The organism is Kitasatospora sp. NPDC015121 (assembly GCF_055562955.1).
Genome location: NZ_JBVHEH010000006.1, coordinates 334,238 through 353,044 on the forward strand (window position 1 = coordinate 334,238; position 18,807 = coordinate 353,044).

The 18,807-nt window shown below is 76.5% G+C and carries 17 protein-coding genes; 12 read left to right on the forward strand and 5 right to left on the reverse strand.

Translation table 11 applies throughout. The features are described 5' to 3' along the window. The first annotated feature begins 59 nt into the window (after nt 1-59). The 3 genes from ACZ3J7_RS11495 (at nt 60) to ACZ3J7_RS11505 (ending at nt 3,478) form a co-directional block, all read left to right on the forward strand. Nucleotides 60-932, forward strand: a complete 873-nt coding sequence (locus ACZ3J7_RS11495; RefSeq protein ID WP_465619278.1) for a GNAT family N-acetyltransferase — start codon at nt 60-62, stop codon at nt 930-932. Nucleotides 933-941: 9 nt separating this feature from the next. Continuing rightward, nucleotides 942-1,793, forward strand: a complete 852-nt coding sequence (locus ACZ3J7_RS11500) for a DUF4253 domain-containing protein (protein ID WP_465619280.1) — start codon at nt 942-944, stop codon at nt 1,791-1,793. Between the two features lie 263 nt (nt 1,794-2,056). Then, nucleotides 2,057-3,478 carry an oxygenase MpaB family protein gene (locus ACZ3J7_RS11505; RefSeq protein ID WP_465619282.1) on the forward strand — a complete coding sequence of 474 codons (1,422 nt, stop codon included), beginning with the start codon at nt 2,057-2,059 and terminating at the stop codon, nt 3,476-3,478. A 102-nt stretch (nt 3,479-3,580) separates the two neighbouring features. Here the strand turns inward: ACZ3J7_RS11505 and ACZ3J7_RS11510 are convergent, their stop codons facing one another. The 3 genes from ACZ3J7_RS11510 to ACZ3J7_RS11520 form a co-directional block, all read right to left on the reverse strand. Further along, on the reverse strand, nt 3,581-6,145 hold the full coding sequence (locus ACZ3J7_RS11510; protein ID WP_465619284.1) for an ABC transporter permease: 2,565 nt from the start codon (nt 6,143-6,145) through the stop codon (nt 3,581-3,583). 49 nt (nt 6,146-6,194) lie between these two features. After that, a complete protein-coding gene (locus ACZ3J7_RS11515) occupies nt 6,195-7,028 on the reverse strand; it encodes an ABC transporter ATP-binding protein (protein WP_465619286.1) in 834 nt (277 codons plus the stop codon). A gap of 214 nt (nt 7,029-7,242) precedes the next feature. Then, a complete protein-coding gene (locus ACZ3J7_RS11520; RefSeq protein ID WP_465619288.1) occupies nt 7,243-8,307 on the reverse strand; it encodes an SCO2583/SCO2584 N-terminal domain-containing protein in 1,065 nt (354 codons plus the stop codon). A gap of 111 nt (nt 8,308-8,418) precedes the next feature. Here ACZ3J7_RS11520 and ACZ3J7_RS11525 point away from each other — a divergent pair, with 111 nt between their 5' ends. Then, a complete protein-coding gene (locus tag ACZ3J7_RS11525; RefSeq protein WP_465619290.1) occupies nt 8,419-8,769 on the forward strand; it encodes a 5-carboxymethyl-2-hydroxymuconate Delta-isomerase in 351 nt (116 codons plus the stop codon). 247 nt (nt 8,770-9,016) lie between these two features. Here the strand turns inward: ACZ3J7_RS11525 and ACZ3J7_RS11530 are convergent, their stop codons facing one another. Then, nucleotides 9,017-9,571, reverse strand: a complete 555-nt coding sequence (locus ACZ3J7_RS11530; protein ID WP_465619291.1) for a hypothetical protein — start codon at nt 9,569-9,571, stop codon at nt 9,017-9,019. A 216-nt stretch (nt 9,572-9,787) separates the two neighbouring features. On the opposite strand from ACZ3J7_RS11530, the gene ACZ3J7_RS11535 reads away from it, so the two are divergent. From ACZ3J7_RS11535 to ACZ3J7_RS11565, 7 genes are all read left to right on the forward strand, one after another. Next, nucleotides 9,788-10,240 (forward strand): hypothetical protein, encoded by a 453-nt coding sequence (locus ACZ3J7_RS11535; protein WP_465619293.1) that lies wholly within the window; start codon nt 9,788-9,790, stop codon nt 10,238-10,240. A gap of 199 nt (nt 10,241-10,439) precedes the next feature. Then, a complete protein-coding gene (gene tap / locus ACZ3J7_RS11540; RefSeq protein ID WP_465619295.1) occupies nt 10,440-12,791 on the forward strand; it encodes a telomere-associated protein Tap in 2,352 nt (783 codons plus the stop codon). 53 nt (nt 12,792-12,844) lie between these two features. After that, on the forward strand, nt 12,845-13,387 hold the full coding sequence (gene tpg, locus ACZ3J7_RS11545) for a telomere-protecting terminal protein Tpg (protein WP_465619297.1): 543 nt from the start codon (nt 12,845-12,847) through the stop codon (nt 13,385-13,387). A 133-nt stretch (nt 13,388-13,520) separates the two neighbouring features. Beyond that, a complete protein-coding gene (locus ACZ3J7_RS11550) occupies nt 13,521-14,432 on the forward strand; it encodes a 2-hydroxyacid dehydrogenase (protein WP_465619299.1) in 912 nt (303 codons plus the stop codon). 162 nt (nt 14,433-14,594) lie between these two features. After that, nucleotides 14,595-15,728, forward strand: coding sequence for a nucleotide disphospho-sugar-binding domain-containing protein (locus tag ACZ3J7_RS11555; protein ID WP_465619301.1), 1,134 nt, complete (start codon nt 14,595-14,597; stop codon nt 15,726-15,728). A 59-nt stretch (nt 15,729-15,787) separates the two neighbouring features. Further along, nucleotides 15,788-16,504 (forward strand): class I SAM-dependent methyltransferase, encoded by a 717-nt coding sequence (locus tag ACZ3J7_RS11560; RefSeq protein WP_465619303.1) that lies wholly within the window; start codon nt 15,788-15,790, stop codon nt 16,502-16,504. 137 nt (nt 16,505-16,641) lie between these two features. After that, nucleotides 16,642-17,337: a hypothetical protein gene (locus ACZ3J7_RS11565; RefSeq protein WP_465619305.1), complete on the forward strand. Its 696-nt coding sequence runs from the start codon at nt 16,642-16,644 to the stop codon at nt 17,335-17,337. A 46-nt stretch (nt 17,338-17,383) separates the two neighbouring features. Here the strand turns inward: ACZ3J7_RS11565 and ACZ3J7_RS11570 are convergent, their stop codons facing one another. Beyond that, a complete protein-coding gene (locus tag ACZ3J7_RS11570) occupies nt 17,384-18,109 on the reverse strand; it encodes a class I SAM-dependent methyltransferase (RefSeq protein WP_465619307.1) in 726 nt (241 codons plus the stop codon). Nucleotides 18,110-18,410: 301 nt separating this feature from the next. Between ACZ3J7_RS11570 and ACZ3J7_RS11575 the strand changes: the two genes are divergently transcribed. Next, the gene (locus tag ACZ3J7_RS11575) at nt 18,411-18,785 is read left to right on the forward strand and encodes a VOC family protein (protein WP_465619309.1); all 375 of its coding nucleotides are present in this window, start codon (nt 18,411-18,413) and stop codon (nt 18,783-18,785) included. Nucleotides 18,786-18,807: the final 22 nt, after the last annotated feature.

An 18,807-nucleotide genomic window follows, 5' to 3' on the forward strand; every position in this document is an offset into this window, starting at 1 on the left:
GCGGGGGTGCGGAGGGGCCCGGGAACGGGCCGGCCGGGGGCGCCGCGCAGAATGGCTCCGTGCTCGAACTGACCTCGCAGGAGCAACTCCGCACCGCCACCGACGACGACGCCGTACTGGCCTGGGCCGCCCAGGGCCTGGACGGCGGCGCCCGCGCCTGGGCCGCCGGGCGGGCCGTCGCCGTCGCCTCGCCCGCGCTCTCCGGCCGCGACCGGATCGCCGTCCGCGGGCCCGTCGCGGACCTGCTGCCGCTGCTCGACGAGGTGCTGCCGCTCGTCGGCCCCGGCTACCGCCCGTTCGGCGACGCCGACCTGCTCGCCGAACTCTGCGCCCGCCGCGACGACCTGGAACCGCAGGGACGCTTCGGCTGGATGCAGCGCACCGCGGCCGGCGTCCCGCTGCTCGGCGGCGTCCCGGCGCCGGCCGGGGAGGGCGCGCCGACGTCCGGCGGCGAGGGCGTCGCGCACTGGCTGGCGCCCGACGAACTGGACGAGGCGGCGGAACTGATCGACCGCCACTTCCCCGCCTCGCACGCCCACCCGCACCGGCCGGGCACCCGGGCCTGGGCGGGCGTCCGCGACCGAGCGGGACGGCTCACCGCCCTCGCCGCCGACGCCTGGCCCGCCCCGACCGTCGGCCTGCTCGCCGGCGTGGTCAGCGACCCCGAGCACGGGCGCGGCCGCGGGCACGCGGCGGCCGCCTGCCGACTCGTGCTGACCGGGATCCTCGGACGTTCGCCGCGCGCGGCGCTGATGGTGGACGGCTGGAACGGGCCGGCCGTCCGGCTCTACCGACGGCTCGGCCTGGAGCACCGGCTGCTGGACGCGGCCGCGCAGCGCCCCGCCCGGGGCCCCCGCGCGGATCCGGCCGGGCGCGCGACGCCGGGGGCGGCGGGCGGTGCGGTGCCGGGGGTTGTCACCGGCGCTCGCTAGCGTGTTCGCATGACCGACGCCGAGCGTGATCTGGGCCGGCTGCTGCCCAGCGGAGACCCGAGCACCGTGGCCGACCTGCTCCCCGCCGGGCGGCTGGTCAGCCCCCGGCAGAACCGGGAGGACGCGGCCCCCGTGCTCTGGCTGAGCGACGGCCCCGCGCCGCTCGGACTGTGGGAGGAACTGCACCGCGCGCACCCGCGCAGCGGGCTGTGGCCGCTGCTGCTCGCACCGCTGCGGGAGGGGGACGAGGAGTTCCGGCCCTGGGCGACGGGCGAGCTCGACCCCGAATCCGCGAGCGAACCCGACTGGTACGACCCGGCCGCGCTGCTGCGCACCGGCTGGGAGTACTCCACCACGGTGGACTCCGACGGCGAACCGCTCGACCCCGAGGAGATGTCCGAACTCGGCCGGTCCGTCGCCCCGTTCCTCGACGGCTGGCCCGGCACCGCGCCCGCCGCCGACCGCACCGGCGACCCCGACGGCGCGGCCCGGGCGCTCGCCCGGGAACTGCTGGCGTTCCACCCGCACCTGCGGATCGGCCTGGTCGCAGCGGCCGGCGGAGCCCAGGCGCTGACCGCCTGCGGCTGGTCGGGCCCGGTCAACCACGAGGACGACACCGCCAAGGTGTCCGCCGTCCTGCTGGACTGGGAGCGCCGCTACGGCACCCGGGTGGTCCAGGTCGGCTTCGCGGACCTGGAACTGAGCGTGGCCGCCCCGCCGGTCGACGAGCGGACCGCGCTGCGGATCGCCGCCGAGCACCTGGCCTTCTGCCCGGACAACATCTTCCAGGGCGCGGGCACCCTCACCGCGTACGCGCCCGAGCTGATCGGCGCCCCGCGGTGGTCGTTCTGGTGGGACTGACCGGTCTCCGGCGGCCGTCCCCCGCCCGCTCCCGTCCCCCGTCCCCCGGCTGAGCGTCAACTCCGTTCGACCGCCCGCCACCCGCGCGAGCGAAGAATCGCACGAAGATTCGCCCCACCGGGTGGTTTGGCTCCCGCACCGCGAAGTTCCCGCCCCCACCGCCCCTAGGGTTGCCGACGAGACGAAGGACGAAGGACGAAGACGAAGGACGGACCGGACCGGGCGGTGCGGGCCGGGCCCACGTGCCCAGGGGGGAGCGGACCATGACCGACACGAGGGGGACGGGCGCGCAGCGGGCCGGTGCGACCCCGGTGCTCCGCCGCACGCTGGGCGAGCAGCGGATCGTCCTGGTCGCCTGGCGACTGCTGGTCCTGCAGAACGCGCACCCGGCGGTCGGCGCCGGAGTGGGCCAACTCTCCACCTACCGCAGCCATCCCTGGCGCCGGATCGAACACACCATGGACAGCGGCCGCCGGCTGTTCTTCTCCGACCAGGAGGCCCTGCACCGGGAGGTCCGACGACTCGAACGCAGCCACCGCCGGATCGGCGGGGTCGACGACCAGGGCCGTTCCTACAGCGCGCTTGACCCCGCCGTCCGGGTCTGGGTGATGGTGACCCTGTACGAGGCGATGACCGCCCTCCACGCACTCGCCGGGCGTCCGCTGCGCCCCGCCCAACTCGACCGGCTCTACGCGGAGTTCCGCACGGTCTGCGCCGCCCTCAAACTCCCCGACGAACTCCTCCCGCCCACCGCCGCCGACGTGCCCGGCTACGTCAGCGCCACCATCCGGGACACCCTGGAACTCACCGAAGCCGCCCGGGACATGCTGTACACCGTCCTCACCCGGGCACCGGCCCCACGCCGCCTCGGCCGGCTGCGCCCCGCCTGGCCGCTGCTGCGCCGGCTCGTGGCCCGCTTCCTGACCGCGCTCACCCTGGCCGACCTGCCGCCGGAGTTCCGAGCCAAGTTCGACCTGCCGCGCAGCCGAGGCGCGGCCGTGCTCTCCTGGCTCGTCCACCGCGGGGCCCGCGCGCTGGTGCTCCACCTGCCCGACCGACTGCGCTACCGCACGCTCCCGAGCGGCGAGCGGGCCCGACCGCAGCAGGCCGGGGCCCCCCGCCGGGCACCCGCCCCACGGACCCGGCGGGACAACCGGCCGGGCCGGATCGCCGCGTTCTACCGCCAGGTGATGGACCAGACCGGGGACGGCCGGCTGACCTCCGCCGACTTCGAGGCGATGGCGCACAACGTCTGCTGGCCGCTGGAGCTCGACCAGGCCGGCGAGTCCACCGTGTACGCGGCCTTCGACGCCTGGTGGTGCCACCTGCTGGCCACCGCGGACGGCGACGGCGACGGCGAGATCTCCTGCGAGGAGTTCGTCACCGCGATGCTCGCCGGCATCGACCGGGACCCGGCCTACCTCGACCAGGGCCTGCACGTCGCCGTGCGCGCGATGTTCCGGGCCGCCGACCTCGACCACAGCGGACTGCTGGACGCCGAGGAGTACCGCACCCTGTTCGGCGGCTCCCGGGTCCACCCGGCCGAACTGACCCACGGCTTCCGCCAACTGGACGCCGACGGGGACGGACAGATCACCGAGGAGGAGTTCGTGCGGGGGTTCACCGAGTTCTTCACCGCCCGCACGGAGAGCGTCGCCGGGACGCAACTGCTGGGCCGACCATGACGGTGCGGCCCGGGGCCGGCCGCCGCCCGCCGAGGGAACGCCGTGCGGGCCGCCCTCCCGGGAAGGGGAGGACGGCCCGCGGGGTGCGGCGGCCCGGGCCCGTCAGCGGGCGGCGGTGGGCCGGGAGCGCAGGAGGGCGCGGCCCGGAAGGGCGGTGGCCGCCAGGCAGAGCAGGGCGGCCCCCGCGGCGAGCGGGAGGGCCGTGCCGAGCGGGACGTGCGGGGAGGCGGAGGTCAGCGCCCGGGTGATCGGGGTGAGCGTCGTCCAGGCGATCGCGGCGCCGGTGACCAGACCGATCGCCGCGATCAGCAGGGCCTCCCAGCGGAGCATCGCGCGGACCTGGCGGCGGGTGGTGCCGGCCAGCCGCAGCAGGGCGATCTCACGGCGCCGGTCCAGCACCGTCATCACCAGGGTGTTGGCGGCGGCCAGCGCCGCGAATCCCGCCAGGACACCCGCCATCACGTTGTTCGCCCAGCCGCTCAGCTCGCGCTGCCGGTCGGCCTGCGCCGCGTACCCCTGCCGGTCCGTCACCGACAGGCCCCCGGGGGCGAGCCCGGACAGCGCCTCGGCGGTGGCCGCCCGGTCCGCGCCCGGAGCCCGGGCGACCAGCAGCTGGGCCACGTACGGGGAGTCGCTGTGCGCGGCGACGGTGGCCCCCGGCAGCAGCGCCTCACCGAGACCGAGGCCCCGGCTGTAGGTGGCGACCACCGTCGGCTCGGCCCTGCTGCCGTCACCCAGCCAGAGCGGGGCCCGTTCACCGACCCGGACACCGAGGCTGTCGGCGAGCGTGGCGTCCAGCGCGACCGTGTCCGCGGAACGGGACAGGTCGGCCAGCGAACCCGACCTGACGCCCAGGTCCAGCACCGACGGCAGGGCCGCCGGGTCGCCCTCCACCCCCAGCGCGGTGGCCGTCGCCAGCTCACCGGACTGCTGGTACACCAGCCCGGTCGGCCGCAGGCCGACCGCCGCCGCCACCCCGGGCAGCTGCCCGGCCCGCTCCACCGCGCCCACCGGCAGACCCGGACGGCCGGCCTGGGCGGTCACCACCTGGTCCGCCGTCAGGCCCTGGCGGACGTGCTCGGCCGCCGTGTGCTGCAGGCTCGACTGGAGGAACACCAGCGTGCCGCAGAACGCCGTCACCATCACGATCGGCACCGTCGCCGAAGCCAACCGGCGCGACGAGGCCCGGGCGTTGTCCGCGGCCAGCGAGGCCGGCGCGCCGCCCGCCCGCAGCAGCACGCCGAGCAGGCCCACCGCGCCGCGCACCAGCCAGGGGCCGAGCAGCGCCACCGCGACCAGGAAGCACAGCACCACACCCAGCGCGGTGTTCGCCGCGACCGCACCCGTCAGATTGGCCGCGGCGACCGCGAACGCCACCGCGCCCGCCGTGAACACCGCACCCGTCACCGTCCGGGCCGGACCGGGACGGCCGGGACCGGTGTTCGCCTCGCCGAGGGCCTGGGCGGGCCGCATCCGGGCACTGCGCCGGGCCGCGAACCAACCGGCCGCCAGGGCCGTCACCGTGCACGCCGCGACGGCGGCCAGCACCGGCAGCGGGCCGACCCCGAGCACCACGTCCGACGGCACCGCGCCCCGGGCGACCAACTCGTCGAACCACCAGCGCGCCAGCGCCAGCCCGGGCAGCACGCCGACCGCGGCGGCCAGCGGCGCCACCAGCACCGCCTCCGCGGCGATCGACCGGCGGATCTGGCGGGGCGTCGCCCCGATGGTGCGCAGCAGCGCGAACTCGCGGGCCCGCTGGCCGGTCGCCAGCGCGACCGTGCTGACCACCACGAACACCGCCGTCATGGTCGCCACCCCGCCGAAGGACGCCCCCAGCGCCGTCAGCATCGCCTTCGCCTCGTGCAGCGCCGGCTGCTCGACCGTGCCGCGCTGCTGACCGGTCGACACCTGGGCCCGCCCGCCCAGCGAGTGGCGCAGTTCGGCGGCCAGGGCGCGCGGGTCGGTGCCCGCGGCGGGTCGCACCGCGACGGCGTCGATCCGGCCGGGGTGCCCGGAGATCCGGTCCGCGGTGCGGTCGGAGAACCAGGCGGTGGGCGAGCCGGGTTGCGCCTCGGCAAGGCCGGAGAGCCGGTAGGAGGCGCTGCCGGCGGGTGTGGCGAGGGTGACGGTGTCGCCGGGGGAGAGGTGGGCGGCGCGGGCGCTGGTGGTGTCCAGCACCAGCTCGCCGTCGGCGGGCGCCCGGCCCTCGGTGAGCCGCTCGCCCGGGCCGATGCCCAGGGCGGCCCAGCCCCGGCCGGTGAGCCCGGACAGGCCGGACGGGCCGGGCGGCGCGGACGGGCCGGAAGAGGAGGCGGGGGAGGCGGCGGAGACCGGGAAGGCGGAGTCCGGCAGGGCCTGGGCGACACCGGGGAGGGAGGCCACGGTGGCGGCCAGACCCGCGTCCAGGCGGGCTCGTTCGGGCAGGGGCTGGGCGAGGGACTCCCGGTCCTCGCCCCGGCCGACCGTCACCTTCACCTGCTGGTCGGCCGCGACCACGACCGGTACGTCGGCGTACCGGGAGGGCTGGACGCTCGCGGTCAGGCCGGTCTGCAGCAGCACGCCGCAGGCCGTGACGATCGCGGACGCGAACAGCAGGGCGAGGAAGGTCCCCGCGAAGGAGGCGGGGCGGAAGCGCACGGCGGCGCGGGCCAGTCCGTTGCTCATGCGGTCGACTCCAGGGCGTGGGTGCGGGGGCGGGTGGCGGCGGTGGCGGTCACGCGGCGGCCGCCGAGGGGGCGGTGGAGAGGGTGAGCATGCGGTCGGCGACGGTGCGCGGGTCGGGGTGGTGGAGTTCACCGGCGAGGATGCCGCCGGCCAGGAAGACCACCCGGTCGGCGAAGGAGGCGGCCACCGGGTCGTGGGTGACCATCACCACCGTGGCGCCCAGGCCGTCCACCGCGTCCCGCAGGAGGCCGAGCACCTCGTGGGCGCTGCGGGTGTCGAGGGCACCGGTCGGCTCGTCCGCGAAGATCACGTCGGGGCGGGTGACCAGCGCGCGGGCCAGGGCGACGCGCTGCTGCTGGCCGCCGGAGAGCTGACCCGGGCGGCGCGAGGCGTGCTCGCCCAGACCGACCCGGGCCAGCAGCTCGTGGGCCCGGGCGCGTTCCTGCCGCTGACCGGCCAGCCGCTGGGGCAGCAGCACGTTCTGCAGCACCGTCAAGGACGGCAGCAGGTTGAAGGACTGGAAGACGAAGCCGATCCGGGTGCGCCGCAGCTTGGTCAGCCGGTCCTCGCCCAGCGAGCTGATCTCCTGCCCGGCGAGCAGCACCTGCCCGGCGTCCGGCCGGTCGAGACCCGCCGCGCACTGCAGGAAGGTGCTCTTGCCGGAGCCGGACGGGCCCATCACGGCCGTGAAGGTGCCCGCCGCGAGCACCAGGTCGACGCCGCCGAGGGCGGGCACCGACCCCGCGCCCTGCCCGTAGCTGCGGCGCACCGCGCGCAGCTCCACGGCGGGCACCCCGGTGTCGGGCCGGGCCGACCAGGCGGGCCCGGGGGCGGCGGACGGGGCGGGCCGACCGTGGGCGGAACGGCGCAGGCGGGGCGACATGGTGGAGCCTTCCTCGGAGACGGCGCCCCCGGCGGACTCGCTCCGGGGACACCCCCCACGTTAGGAAACCCGCAGCTCAACCACCATGGAGGCGGCCGGAGACCACGAGGTGGGGATATCCCCACCCCCGTCCGGCGGCCACCCCCCGGTCGGCCCGTCCTCCCGGCCGGGGAAGGCGGGGAAGGCGGGGGAGCGGAGGAGGGGGCGGCGACCGTCAGACCGGCTTGGCGACCGCCCGCGGCAGGTTGGTGACGGCCAGCACCTCGCCGTGCGACCGCGTCCCCAGGACGCGGCGCGCTTCGGCGATCTCGGGGTCGGCCACCGACACGGTGAGGGTGTACGCGGAGGGCGCGGTGGCGGCGTCGCCGGCGCCGGCGTCCGTACTCAGGAGGGCGGCCAGGGCCACGGCGTCGGCGCCCCGGCAGAGCGCCCCGTCCGGCAGCACCACGTGGACGGTGGTGCCGCTCCCGGCGACCAGCCAGCCGGTGCCGTCGGGGGTGTGCTCGGCGCCGGTGACCGTGCCGGGCAGCCCGTAGGCGGCGGCCAGCACCCCCTTCGGTCCCTCGATCTCGACCGCGATGCCGGCGCTGCCCAGCGGCGCGGGGAGCGCCAGCGGGGAGCCCGAGCCGGAGCCGAGCTCCAGGTCGAACTCCAACCCGCCGGACGGGGTGACCGCCGGCCGCGGGGAGCCGTCGGGGGCGAAGCGCAGCCAGGGGCCGGTCGGGGTTTCGCCGGGGAGGGCGGAGAGGGAGTCGGGGGTCACCGGGAAGTGGTGGTAGCCGTACTGCCCGCACGTGCCGCCGGGGAACGTCCCGCCGCCGGGAAGGGCCCGCTCACTGCTCGGGCGGGGGCTGCCCGACTGGGGGCTGCCCGACTGGGGGCCGCCCGACTGGGGACCGCCCGACCGGGCGCCGGGAGCGGCGACCTGCGGGGTGTGCGCCCGGTTCGGGCCGAACAGCAGCCCGCCGACCACCAGCAGGACGATCAGCGTTCCGAGCACGGCCGTCCACCGCTCGCCCCGGCTGAGGGAGCGGAACCGGGAGCCGAACCGTCCGGGCCGGCCGGTGGAGCGGGCGCGCCGGGAGCGGGTGCGCCCGCCCGGGGACCAGCGACGGCCGCCCGGGTCGACCGGGGGTTCGTGGCGCCAGCGCTCGGTGAGCATCCGGGTCCGGGCGGAGGGCTCGCTCACGGTGGCGGCGCGGATGAACTCCTCGTCCAGGACCAGGCCTTCGAACGGGTCCGGGGGCTCGATGGAATCGGGCGGTCGGCGGTCGGGCATTGCGCCAGTATGCCCGCCGGGAGTGTCGCCGCGGGGCTATGTTCTGGATCACGGACGCCGGCGACCCGGGAGGGCCCCGGTGCGGCCCGTCGTCCGGGGAAGGCGACCGTCGTGCCGCAGATCCTGATCGACCATTCGCCGGGCCTGGACTTCGACGTCACGGGCTTCGCCGAGGAGCTCCACCGGTTGATCCCCGAGGTGATCGACACCCGGGTGGACGACTGCAAGACGCTGGTGCGTCCGGCCGCGCGGCACCTGGTCGGTGACGGCGGCTCGACGGACGCCGTGGTGCTGGTGGAGATCAAGATCCTGGCCGGCCGCAGCGCGGAGGCCAGGAGCACGCTCTCCGCCCGGGTGACGGAGCTGCTGCGCGGGTACGTCCGGGTGCCCGCCGCGTTCGGCGTGGAGATCACCGAACTCGACCGGGAGACCTACGTGTTCGTCCACCACCCGGGGCGGTGAGCACCGTCCCGGGCGGCTCGTCCCCGGACGGGCGGCCGGGGACGAGCCGGGGTTGGTGGACGGTCTGCCTCCCCTCCGGCCGGAAGAATCGTTTCGGCAGGGTCGGGGAGGCGGACGGCGAAAAGGCCGGAAGGGCCCGGGAGGGCCGTGCCCGGAGGGCGGGGGTGCGGCCGTGGGCGGGCCGCGGGGTGGCCCGGGGACGGGCCGGGTGGGGCGGAGGGCTCGGGTCAGCGGTGGGTGGCGGAGGTCAGAACCCGGGGGTGGACTCGTCGAAGAGCAGGCAGCGGGCCCGGTCGTCCAGGTCGAGGACGCGGCCGGAGATCATCTGGCGGCCCTGCTCGTCCACCTCGCGCGCGGTGTGGTGGATGCCCTTCGCGGCGCTCAGGTCCGGGACGCGGGCGGTGCGCTCGGGGTAGCCGCTGTCGGGGAGGAAGATCAGGTACTCCCAGTCGCGGGCCGGGTTGTGCACCGTGGAGCAGGTGTTGGGCGAGAGCCGGATGGTGACGAAGTCCTTGTCGTTGGCCACCGCCGAGCGGCCGAACCCGAGCGCCCCGGAGCGGGTCAGGTCCAGGCGGGGGGTGGAGGTCCGCTTCTCCTGCTGGAACACCCAGATCCGGCCGGGGGCCCGGTCGTTGTAGTTCTCGTGCTCGTAGAGGCAGAACGCGTCGGTCGGGCAGGCCGCGACACCCTGTCCGCGCACCAGGTGGACGCCGGAGCGCTGGGCGGTTGCCGCGCCCGCCGGGCCCGTGGCGGCGGCCAGGAGCAGGAGCCCGACCGAGGCGCAAGTGATCATCTTCTTCATGACCCACCCAACGAGACCCGGAGGGGCCGGGTACGCGGCGGCCCCTCTTTCGTGACGGTCCGTCACTCGAGCGGCCGCCATTTGCACGTAGCGTGACGAGTTGGCGTTGAAGTGTCACTGCCGGGCACCTGGTTTCACCCGACGAACGGATGAACGGACGCGGGGCGGGGACGGGCCGGGGAGAGGTGCGACCGGCGGATGGAACATACTTGGCGGATGCTGCTGACCTGGATCGCCGAAGTGGCCGACGAACCCCTCGTGCTCAACCCCGACGACCGGCGGGAGGAGTGGGAGACCAACACCTGGCTGATCGGCCCCGACGACGAACCGGCGCCCACCGCGGCCGAAGTGGTCGCCGCGTTCCGGGCCACCGCCGAGGGCATCCGGCGTCGCGTCGCCGAGCTGCCGTACGACGGGCCCGCCACCTTCTACGCCTGGCACGACGGGCAGGCCCGCCAACTGCGCTGCTCCACCGGCTCGGTGGGCCGGGACGAGCTGCCGTTCGACGGGCCCTACCACCCCACGGACGACCTGCTGCCGATCGTCGAGGGGTACCTGGCGCAACAGGCCGCGGAGGCGCCGGAACCGGAGGAGCTGCCGGAGGGCGAGGAGTGGGCCGAGCCGGCACCCCGGCCGTTCCCCGTGTGGGCCGCCGCCGTCGGGGCGTGAGCGCGGCGGGCGGCGCAGGCGGCTCGTGGCCGGGCTTGCTTGTGCCGCAGCTCAGGGGATGTCTATGTTGGGCGGGAGTTCGACCGTTCGGCAGGATGCAAGAAGAGGTGCAGCGGCGCGATGTGTGGCCCCCGTCCGGCAGCGTGGTACGGGAGCGGGGCCGGTGCGGCCGGCGTTCCGCGGGCGAAGGGGGCGTGAGGTGACCGGTACCCCGGACGCCGTCGGCGCCCTGCTCGGAGCCGGCCCCCGGCGGGCCGTCCCGCTGCCCGAACCCGCCGAACGCGAACGCCTGCGCGTGGCGTACGGACTGGGCAAGGCCGAGACCGCGCAGGCCCTCGGCATCAGTGCGAGCACCTTCACCGCCTGGGAGCAGGGCCGTCGCGAGCCGCAGGGCGAGGGCCGTGCCGCGTACGCGCGCCTGCTGGAGGGCATCGTCGCGCAGCTGCGGGACGCGGAAGCCGAGGCGGAAGCGGAAGCGGAAACGGGGGAGCCGCCCGCTGTTGCACCGGTGGAACAGGTGGTGATGCTCGACCAGCACCCGGACGGTTCGCTGGTGATGGCCGACGCCGCGCCGTGCGTGCAGTGCGGGCAGCCGTCGGTGTACCGCGCGCAGGGCCGCCCCATGCACCTCGGCGGTTTCTGCCGCCCCCCGGCGTCGGCGCCCGCGGCAGTCGTCGTGACCGCGCCCGCACCCGCACCCGCACCCGCACCCGCGGCCGAGCCGGAGCCCGCACCCGCGCCCGCGCCCGCGACCAGGGCCGCCGCCAAGCCGGCGCCCGCCCGGGCGCGGGCCGCCGGGACCCGGACCGCCGGGACCCGGACCGCCGCGGCGCGGGACGGGCGGGAGCAGGACGGCGAGGACTGGGCGCGGGCCGCCGCCGCCCGCTTCCCCGCCGGACCGCTGGCCGTGGTGGAGGTGGCGGCGGACGGACGCGGGCTGGTGGCGTACGGCGCGGACGGCGCCGAGACGGCCGGGGAGCCGCCGACCGGTCGGACGCTGGCCGGGCTGCTGGAGTGGGCGCTGCGGGCGGGCCTCGGTTCGGCCCGGCTGCACCGGCACGGCAAGGACGGCGATCCGCTGCTGGTGCTGACCGACGCCGCCGCCGCCGAACTCGGCCTGCCGCCCGCCGGCCGCGACGAGAGGACCCAGTACGTCGCCCGCCTCGGCCGGCTGCCCGACACCCACCAGCAGGTCAAGGCGCTGACGAAGGAGGGCTGGCAGCTCACCCGGCGCGGCTTCGGCCCCTGGGCCCGGATCCACCGCGAGCCCGAGGCCGGCCGTCGGCAGTGCGTGCAACTGTGCGTGCTGCCGTGGGGCGCGCTGGACGGCGCCGGCTGGAAGCTCCCGGACGGCCTCGCCGCGCCCGAACTCGCCCGCCTGCTCGGCACGTACGCCCGCCGGGTGCACACCCCGCGCGGCTCCACCGCCGTCTCCGGGCTGGAACTCGTCACCGCGCTGCGCCCGCCGACCCGCCCGGTCCGCACCGCCGACGGCTGGACGTCCGGCCCGGTGGAGGGCTCCCGGACGCGGGCGTTCGACGCCGCGCCGCCCGAAGTCCCCGACGAGCACCCGCTGGCCGCCGACCGCGCGGAGGACGACGTCCTGGTCACCGAGGCCTGGGACTGGCACCGCCCGCTCACCGAACGGGAGCTGGCCGCGCCGTTCGCCGTCGGGCTGGACGTCAACATGGCCTTCCTCGCCGCCGCCGGACGCCTCAACCTGCCGCTCTCCGAACCCGTCCACGAACTGAACCCGGTCTTCGACCGGAAGACGCCCGGCAGTTGGCGCGCCGACCTCAGCGGCCTCGTCCTCGACCCGCTGCTGCCCAACCCGTTCACCCCGGACGGCAGCGCGCCCACCGGCCCCGCCTGGTACAGCACCGCCAAACTCGCGTACGCCGTCGAGCTCGGCGCCGAGGTCCGCCCCAGCGAGGGGTGGCTGCGCCACGAGTCCGGCCCGTACCTCGACCCGTGGCACAAGCGGCTGCGGCAGGCGTACGTCGACACCATGGCCGCGCTCGGCGTCCCGCTCGACCTGGCCGACCGGGACCCGGCCGCCTTCCTGGACGCGATGGCCGCGCTCGGCACCGGGGACCCGGCCGAACTGGCCGTGCTCGGCGCGATCAAGCAGACCGCGAAGGGCACCGTCGGCAAGTTCCGCGAACGCCCCCGGGGCCTCGGCTACCGCCCCGGCCAGCGCTGGGCCGCCCTCGAACGCCCCACCTGGGACCCGCTGGTGCGCGCCCTGGTGGTCGACACCGCCACCGTCAACCTGCACCGCAAACTCGCCCGGCTGCACGCCGAACTCGGCACCCCGCCGCTCGCCGTGCTCTCCGACTGCGCGGTCTTCGCCGCCCCCGGGCCGTCCGCGACGGACGTGCTGCGCCGCCCCGACGGCACCCTGTCCGGCGCGCTGCGGCTCGGCGTCTCGCCCGGGCACGTCAAGTTCGAGGGCAGCCGGCCGCTGGCCGAGATCCGCGAGCTGCTCGCCGACGGTGCCAACCCGGCCCGCCACATCAAGACCGGGGGGCTGGTCTCCGCCGACGAGTGAGGCGGGGAGGGCCCGTGAGACGTTCCGGCACAGCGACGAGGAAGTGACGCCCCGTGGGGGAGATCGACGAAGGACTCGAACGGGTCGAGCGGACCAGGCCGATCCCGCGCACCGTGCCCGCCCGGGTCCGGTACCTGGTCAAGCGGGCCAAGGGCTCCACCCGGGCGGTGGCCGCCGAACTCGGCGTCTCCCAGCGCACCGTGCAGCGCTGGCTCAAGGGCACCATCGCGCCCAAGCCGGACGCCGCCCGCCGGATCGAGGAGCGCGTCCGCGCGACCTGGCAGCCCGGCGTCCGCCGCCGGGTCCGCCGCCGGGCCGAGGAACAGGGCTTCATGCTGCACATCCAGGCCAGGTTCGGGTACAGCGCGGCCGGCGGCTCCACCGACGACCCGCGCGAGCGGCTGATCACCCAGCACCTGCCCGGCGACGTCGCCCGCGACCTGTACGCCGCCCGGGACGCCGGAGCGAGCGAGGCCGAACAGCGGCGGATCCTCGCCGCCGGCCTCCAGGAGCACTACTTCAAGGACCGCGGCCGCCGGGCCGACGGCCTCACCGCCGAGATCAACGACCTCGGCTGGCTCGAACTGGAAGTCTGACGGCCTGGGCGCGGGACACCGGCCGACCGACCGCCGGCGAAGGGCGTGCGGGAGGGACGGAGTTCGAGCACCGCGGGTGGTGGCGGGGTCCCCGCACCCGGCGGTCGGCCGGCGGGGTGGCTAGGGTCGGAGCATGAACGCCCGCTACCTCCTCCCGTACGCCCCCGACGACATCGGCGGTCTGCCCGCCGACCTCCCCGCCCTGGTCTGGGACGGGGACGGGCCGGTGCCGCCGGCCGACGCGCTCCGCGACGTGGAGTTCTTCTGCCTGCCGTACATGCGGCACGCCGTCGCGCTCCCGGTGATCGCGCGGCTGCCCGCGCTGCGGGTGGTCCAGACGCTCACCGCCGGGATGGACGATGTCCTGCCGCACGTGCCGGACGGCGTCCGGGCGTGCAACGCGCGCGGGCTGCACGACGCCAGCACCGCCGAGCTGGCGGTGACGCTGACCCTCGCCTCGCTGCGCGGCGTACCGCACTTCACCCGGCTGCAGGACCGGGGGCGCTGGCAGCAGGAGTTCCACCAGTCCCTGGCCGACCGGACGGTGCTCATCCTCGGCTACGGCTCGATCGGCCGCGCGCTCGCCGCCCGGCTGGAGCCCTTCGAGTGCGAGATCGTCCGGGTCGCGCGCCGGGCCCGCCCCGAGGAGCGGGTGCACGGCGTCGACGAACTGCCCGGGCTGCTCCCGGCCGCGGACGTCGTCGTGCTGCTGACCCCGCTGACCCCGGAGAGCCACCACCTCGTCGACGCCGCCTTCCTGGCCCGGCTGAAGGACGGCGCGCTGCTGGTCAACGTCGCCCGGGGCCCGGTCGTCGACACCTCGGCGCTGCTGGCCGAACTCACCGCGCGGCGCCTGCGCGCGGCGCTCGACGTCACCGACCCGGAGCCGCTGCCCGCCGACCACCCGCTCTGGCACGCCCCCGGCACGCTGATCACCCCGCACGTCGGCGGCCCCAGCAGCGCCTTCCTGCCGCGGGCCAAACGCCTGCTGCGCGAGCGGGTGCTGCGCTTCGAGAAGGGCGAGCCGCTCACCCCCGGTGACTAGCACGGAACACCGTCGGCGACAAGGTTTCCGACAGAACGTCCGATTATCGATCGTCCGGGAATGGTTTCCTGACTGGGCGTCAGTTAATGGAGCGGGAGCGGCGGCGGGCGCCGTCCGCGCCCGCGTGATTCCACTCGGCTGACGAGAGACCAGGAGACCACCGTGCGCGTACTCTTCACCGGGCCGGCCGCGCCGACCCACGTGTTCCCGATGGTGCCGACCGCGCAGGCCCTGCGGGCCGCCGGGCACGAGGTGCTGTTCGCCGTGCCCGGACCGGTCGACCGGCTGCGCCAGGCCGGGTTCCCGATCGTCGAGATCGGGGACGGCCGCTCGCTGCGCGACTCGTTCGAGGCCGTCGCGCCCGCCGGCCAGGAACTCCGCTACACCAGGCCGGAGATGAGCCAGGACGCGATCCTCGACATGGCCGCCGCCGCCTTCGCCCACGCCTCCCGCGCCACCGTGGACGGACTGCGCGCCACCGCCGCCGACTGGGACGCCGACCTGCTGGTCCACGACTCCTACCTGGCGTCCGCCCCGCTGGTCGCCGCCGAGCTGAAGATACCGGCCGTGCTGCACAACTTCGGCTTCGGCTCCGGCCTGGACATGGCGGCCCGGCTGGCCGGACACGTCACCGACCTCTACGAGGCGCACGGCGTCGCGGGCCCGGCCGAGAGCACCCCGCTGAACATCGTCCCGGCCTCGCTCGGCGGCGACCCCGGCGGCCTGCGGATGCGCTACCTGCCCTACAACGGCGGCGGCACCGTCCCCGCCGACCTGCTGCGCGGCGGCCGCCGGCCGCGGATCGCCGTCACCCTGGGCACCGTGATCGCCGAACTGGACGGCGTGGACGCCATCGCCCGCCTGGTGGCCGCCGCCGCCGAGGTCGACGCGGACTTCCTGCTCGCCGTCGGCGGCGCCGACCTCACCCACCTCGGTGCCCTTCCGGCCAACGTCCAGCCGCTGCCCTGGGTGCCGCTCGCCGAACTGCTGCGGGTCTGCGACGCGGTGGTCCACCACGGCGGGGCCGGCAGCGCGCTCACCGGCATCCAGGCGGGCATCCCGCACCTGGTGCTGCCCCAGGGCGCCGACAACTTCAGCACCGCCGACACCCTGGTGTCGACCGGCGCGGCCGTCCGCTCCACCTCCGACGGCGTCGACGCCGCGCTGCTCACCCGCCTGGTCGCCGACCCCGCGCTGCGCGCCGCCGCCGCCCGGCTGCGGGCCGAGAACGAGGCGCTGCCGACGCCCGCCGCGACCGTCCCCGCGCTGGAGGCACTCGCGGCCGGCCGGCGATGAGCGGAGCCCGCGCGGGCGAGCCGATTCGAGCCGATCCGATTCGATCAGGAGGGCGTTCCATGGCAGCGCAGGGGCGGGAACCCGCTCAGTACGACGTCATCGGCGAGCGGTACAGCGACTTCAAGCGGAACCACGGCCGCTCGCCCGAGGAACCCACGGTGCGCGCCCTGCTCGGCGACCTCGCGGGCGCCCGGGTCCTCGACCTGGCCTGCGGATACGGCCACTACACCCGGCTGGCCCGACGGCTCGGCGCCGCGCGGGCCGAGGGCGTGGACGTCTCCGCGGCGATGGTGGCGCTGGCCCGGCAGGAGGAGGAGCGGAACCCGTCGGGGGCCGTCTACCACCAGTACGACGCGGCCGCGCTGCCGGTCCTGGGCACCTTCGACGCGGCGGTGGCCGTCTGGCTGTTCAACTACGCCGAGGACCCCGGGCGGATGGCCGACATGTTCCGGGGCGTCCGCGCCAACCTCGCCCCCGGGGGCCGGCTGGTCGCGGTGACCGTCCACCCCGGCTACGACCCGGACGACCCGGACCGCCAGCCCCTCGGGGCCCGGGTCACGGCGGCCCGGCCCGTGCCGCGGGGCACCGCCCTCGTCCTGGAGTTCCCGGTCGAGCCGCCGGTCGAGCTGTCCTTCACCCGCTGGGACGCGGACGTCTACGAGGAGGCCGCCCGCGCGGCCGGCTTCACCGGACCGACCTGGCACCCCGTCAGCCACCCCGACCCGGGCCCGGCGGACGGGGACGACCCGTTCGTCGTCGCCCTCACCTGCGGCTGACCGTCCCGGGAGCGACGCGGGCCGCCCCCGCCGCTCCCCCCCGCCGCCGCGCCGCCACCCCTCGTCCCGGCCCGAACCGGGTGCGCGGCGCGGTCCCGCCCGCTAGGTTCCGTGCGGGCGGGCGCGGAGGGAGGGCCATGGAGCAGCGGGTGACGGTCCACCAGGGGCGGTCCGGCGGCCGGCCGTACCGAGTGGTGCGGATCGGGGACCGGCCGGGGCGACTCTCGGTGCTGGACGAGCAGTTCTGGATCACCGTGTACGCGGACCGCGCGGGGCTCTCCCGCCTGCTCGCCGCCTGGTCGCTCGCGGCCCGCTCCCCGCACACCCTGGTGCACCTCCCGCTGCGGACCCGCCCGGCACCGGCCAATCCGCCGCTGGGCGACCGGAGCGTCCCGTACGACCTGGTGCTGGCCCACCACTCGCTGCAGTTCCGGCCCACCGGGTGGAAGCACCTGCGGGCCCGCCTCGACCCCGGCCGCCCGCAGACGACCCGCACGCCCGACGCCGACTTCGGCACCGCCCCCGCCGCCGCGCGCCGGCGCCACCACCGCGAGGCCCGCGACCACCTGCGCTACGACCTCGCCGCGCACACCCTCTTCGTCACCGGCTCCGCCCCGGCCTTCCGCGACCACGGCGCCGCGCTCCGCGACCTGCTCGCCACCGCCCCGTCCCTGCACCACACCCTGGGCCCGCTCGCCGTCGCCGACGGCCACGAACGCCGGGGCCCCGAACACGCCCTGCTCCCGGCCCGGCCGCTCCGCCACGCCCCGCGCCACGACGCGTCCGCGCCGACCGTCCTGAACGTCCGGTACTGCCCGGACTGGTACTGCTGACGCCGCCCCCGTACGGCCGGGGACGGGGGCTCCGGCGGCCGGGGGCTCAGGGGCGGCGGGCCAGGAAGACGTACTCCCTGCCCGGGCGGTCCGGCGCGTCCCGGACTTCGAGCGGTTCGAGGCCGGCGGCGCGCAGGTCGGCCTCCACCTCGGCGCGTTCGCGGAAGCGGAGGGTGGAGTCCGAGGTGAGGTGCCGGCCGTCCGCGGCGAACACGTAGTGCCAGCGGAAGGAGACCGACGGGCCGCTGACGGAGAGCAGTTCGACCCAGCTTTCCACCGCGCCGACGCCCGGAAGCTCGCTGACCCGGTGCGAGGCCGCCCGCGTCCAGGACTCCCAGGCCCGGGCGGCCGGCACCCTGGTCTCGAACACCAGGCGGCCGCCCGGGCGCAGCGCCCCGCGCACGCCCCGCAGGGTGGCCCGCCAGGCGGCCGGATCGACGATCGCCTGGGCGGTGTTGGCCGTCATGGTGACCAGGTCGACCCGCAGCGGGGGCAGGTCGGTGGCGTCCCCGACCAGCCAGCGCACCCGCTCGGCACCCGGCTTGCGGCGCGCCACCGCGACGGACGCCGCGGCCGGGTCGACCCCGACCACCCGGACGCCGCGCCCGGCCAGCAGCAGGGCGAACACGCCGGTGCCGCAGCCCAGGTCGAGGACCTCGGCGGCGCCCGACTCCTCGGCCAGGGCGAGGTAGGGGAGTAGGTCGTCGCGCTCCGGGTCGAGCGCGTCGTAGATCTCCGCGAGGCGGGGCAGCGTGAAGCATTCGTCGGTCACCCGGGCGACCGTAGCCCGCGACGGGCGGTGGAGGCACCCGGGTTTCGGGCCGGCGGAGGGGCCAGGGCGGCGGGGGGAGGGGCGGCGAAAAAGGGTTTGCCGCCGGGGGCGGGGGTGCGTACGGTGGGGCGGGTGAACACCGGAACGGCCATGGGCCACGCACGGATCGGCGACCCGGTGGGCGACTGACCCCGCCCCGGGTGCCGCGAGGGCGTCCGCACGCGCGAGGGCCGCCGAGGCCCGGGAGCAGTGTGCGTACCGCCCCCAGACCGACCACACCCGGAACGAGGTTCACCCGATCGTGCCAGCCGCCTTCAACCACACCATCATCGCCTCCAAGGACGCCGTCGCGTCCGCCCGCTTCTACCGCGAGCTGCTGGAGGCCGAACAGGCCCCCTCCTGGGGCCCGTTCACCAATCTGAAGCTCGCCGACGGCGTCCTGCTGCAGTTCGCCGCGCCGCCGGTGGAGATCCAGATGCAGCACTACGCCTTCCTGCTCGACGACGGGCTGTTCGACCGCGCCCACGCACTGCTGCGCGAGCGCGGCATCGACCACTGGGCCGATCCGCAGATGCAGCGCCCCGGCGAGACCAACACCGAGCACGGCGGGCGCGGCGTCTACCTGCTCGACCCGTCCGGGCACGGCCTGGAGCTGATCACCCGCCCCTACCTGTAGGGCACTTGCGGCACCCGCAGGG

What these genes read in the sequence shown, in the direction of transcription:
- ACZ3J7_RS11515 (WP_465619286.1), bottom strand. Translation starts at nt 7,028, where the DNA reads ATGTCGCCCCGCCTGCGCCGTTCCGCCCACGGTCGGCCCGCCCCGTCC.
- ACZ3J7_RS11500 (WP_465619280.1), top strand. Translation starts at nt 942, where the DNA reads ATGACCGACGCCGAGCGTGATCTGGGCCGGCTGCTGCCCAGCGGAGAC.
- ACZ3J7_RS11510 (WP_465619284.1), bottom strand. Translation starts at nt 6,145, where the DNA reads ATGAGCAACGGACTGGCCCGCGCCGCCGTGCGCTTCCGCCCCGCCTCC.
- ACZ3J7_RS11560 (WP_465619303.1), top strand. Translation starts at nt 15,788, where the DNA reads ATGGCAGCGCAGGGGCGGGAACCCGCTCAGTACGACGTCATCGGCGAG.
- ACZ3J7_RS11535 (WP_465619293.1), top strand. Translation starts at nt 9,788, where the DNA reads ATGCTGCTGACCTGGATCGCCGAAGTGGCCGACGAACCCCTCGTGCTC.
- ACZ3J7_RS11505 (WP_465619282.1), top strand. Translation starts at nt 2,057, where the DNA reads ATGACCGACACGAGGGGGACGGGCGCGCAGCGGGCCGGTGCGACCCCG.
- ACZ3J7_RS11530 (WP_465619291.1), bottom strand. Translation starts at nt 9,571, where the DNA reads ATGAAGAAGATGATCACTTGCGCCTCGGTCGGGCTCCTGCTCCTGGCC.
- ACZ3J7_RS11565 (WP_465619305.1), top strand. Translation starts at nt 16,642, where the DNA reads ATGGAGCAGCGGGTGACGGTCCACCAGGGGCGGTCCGGCGGCCGGCCG.
- ACZ3J7_RS11550 (WP_465619299.1), top strand. Translation starts at nt 13,521, where the DNA reads ATGAACGCCCGCTACCTCCTCCCGTACGCCCCCGACGACATCGGCGGT.
- ACZ3J7_RS11520 (WP_465619288.1), bottom strand. Translation starts at nt 8,307, where the DNA reads ATGCCCGACCGCCGACCGCCCGATTCCATCGAGCCCCCGGACCCGTTC.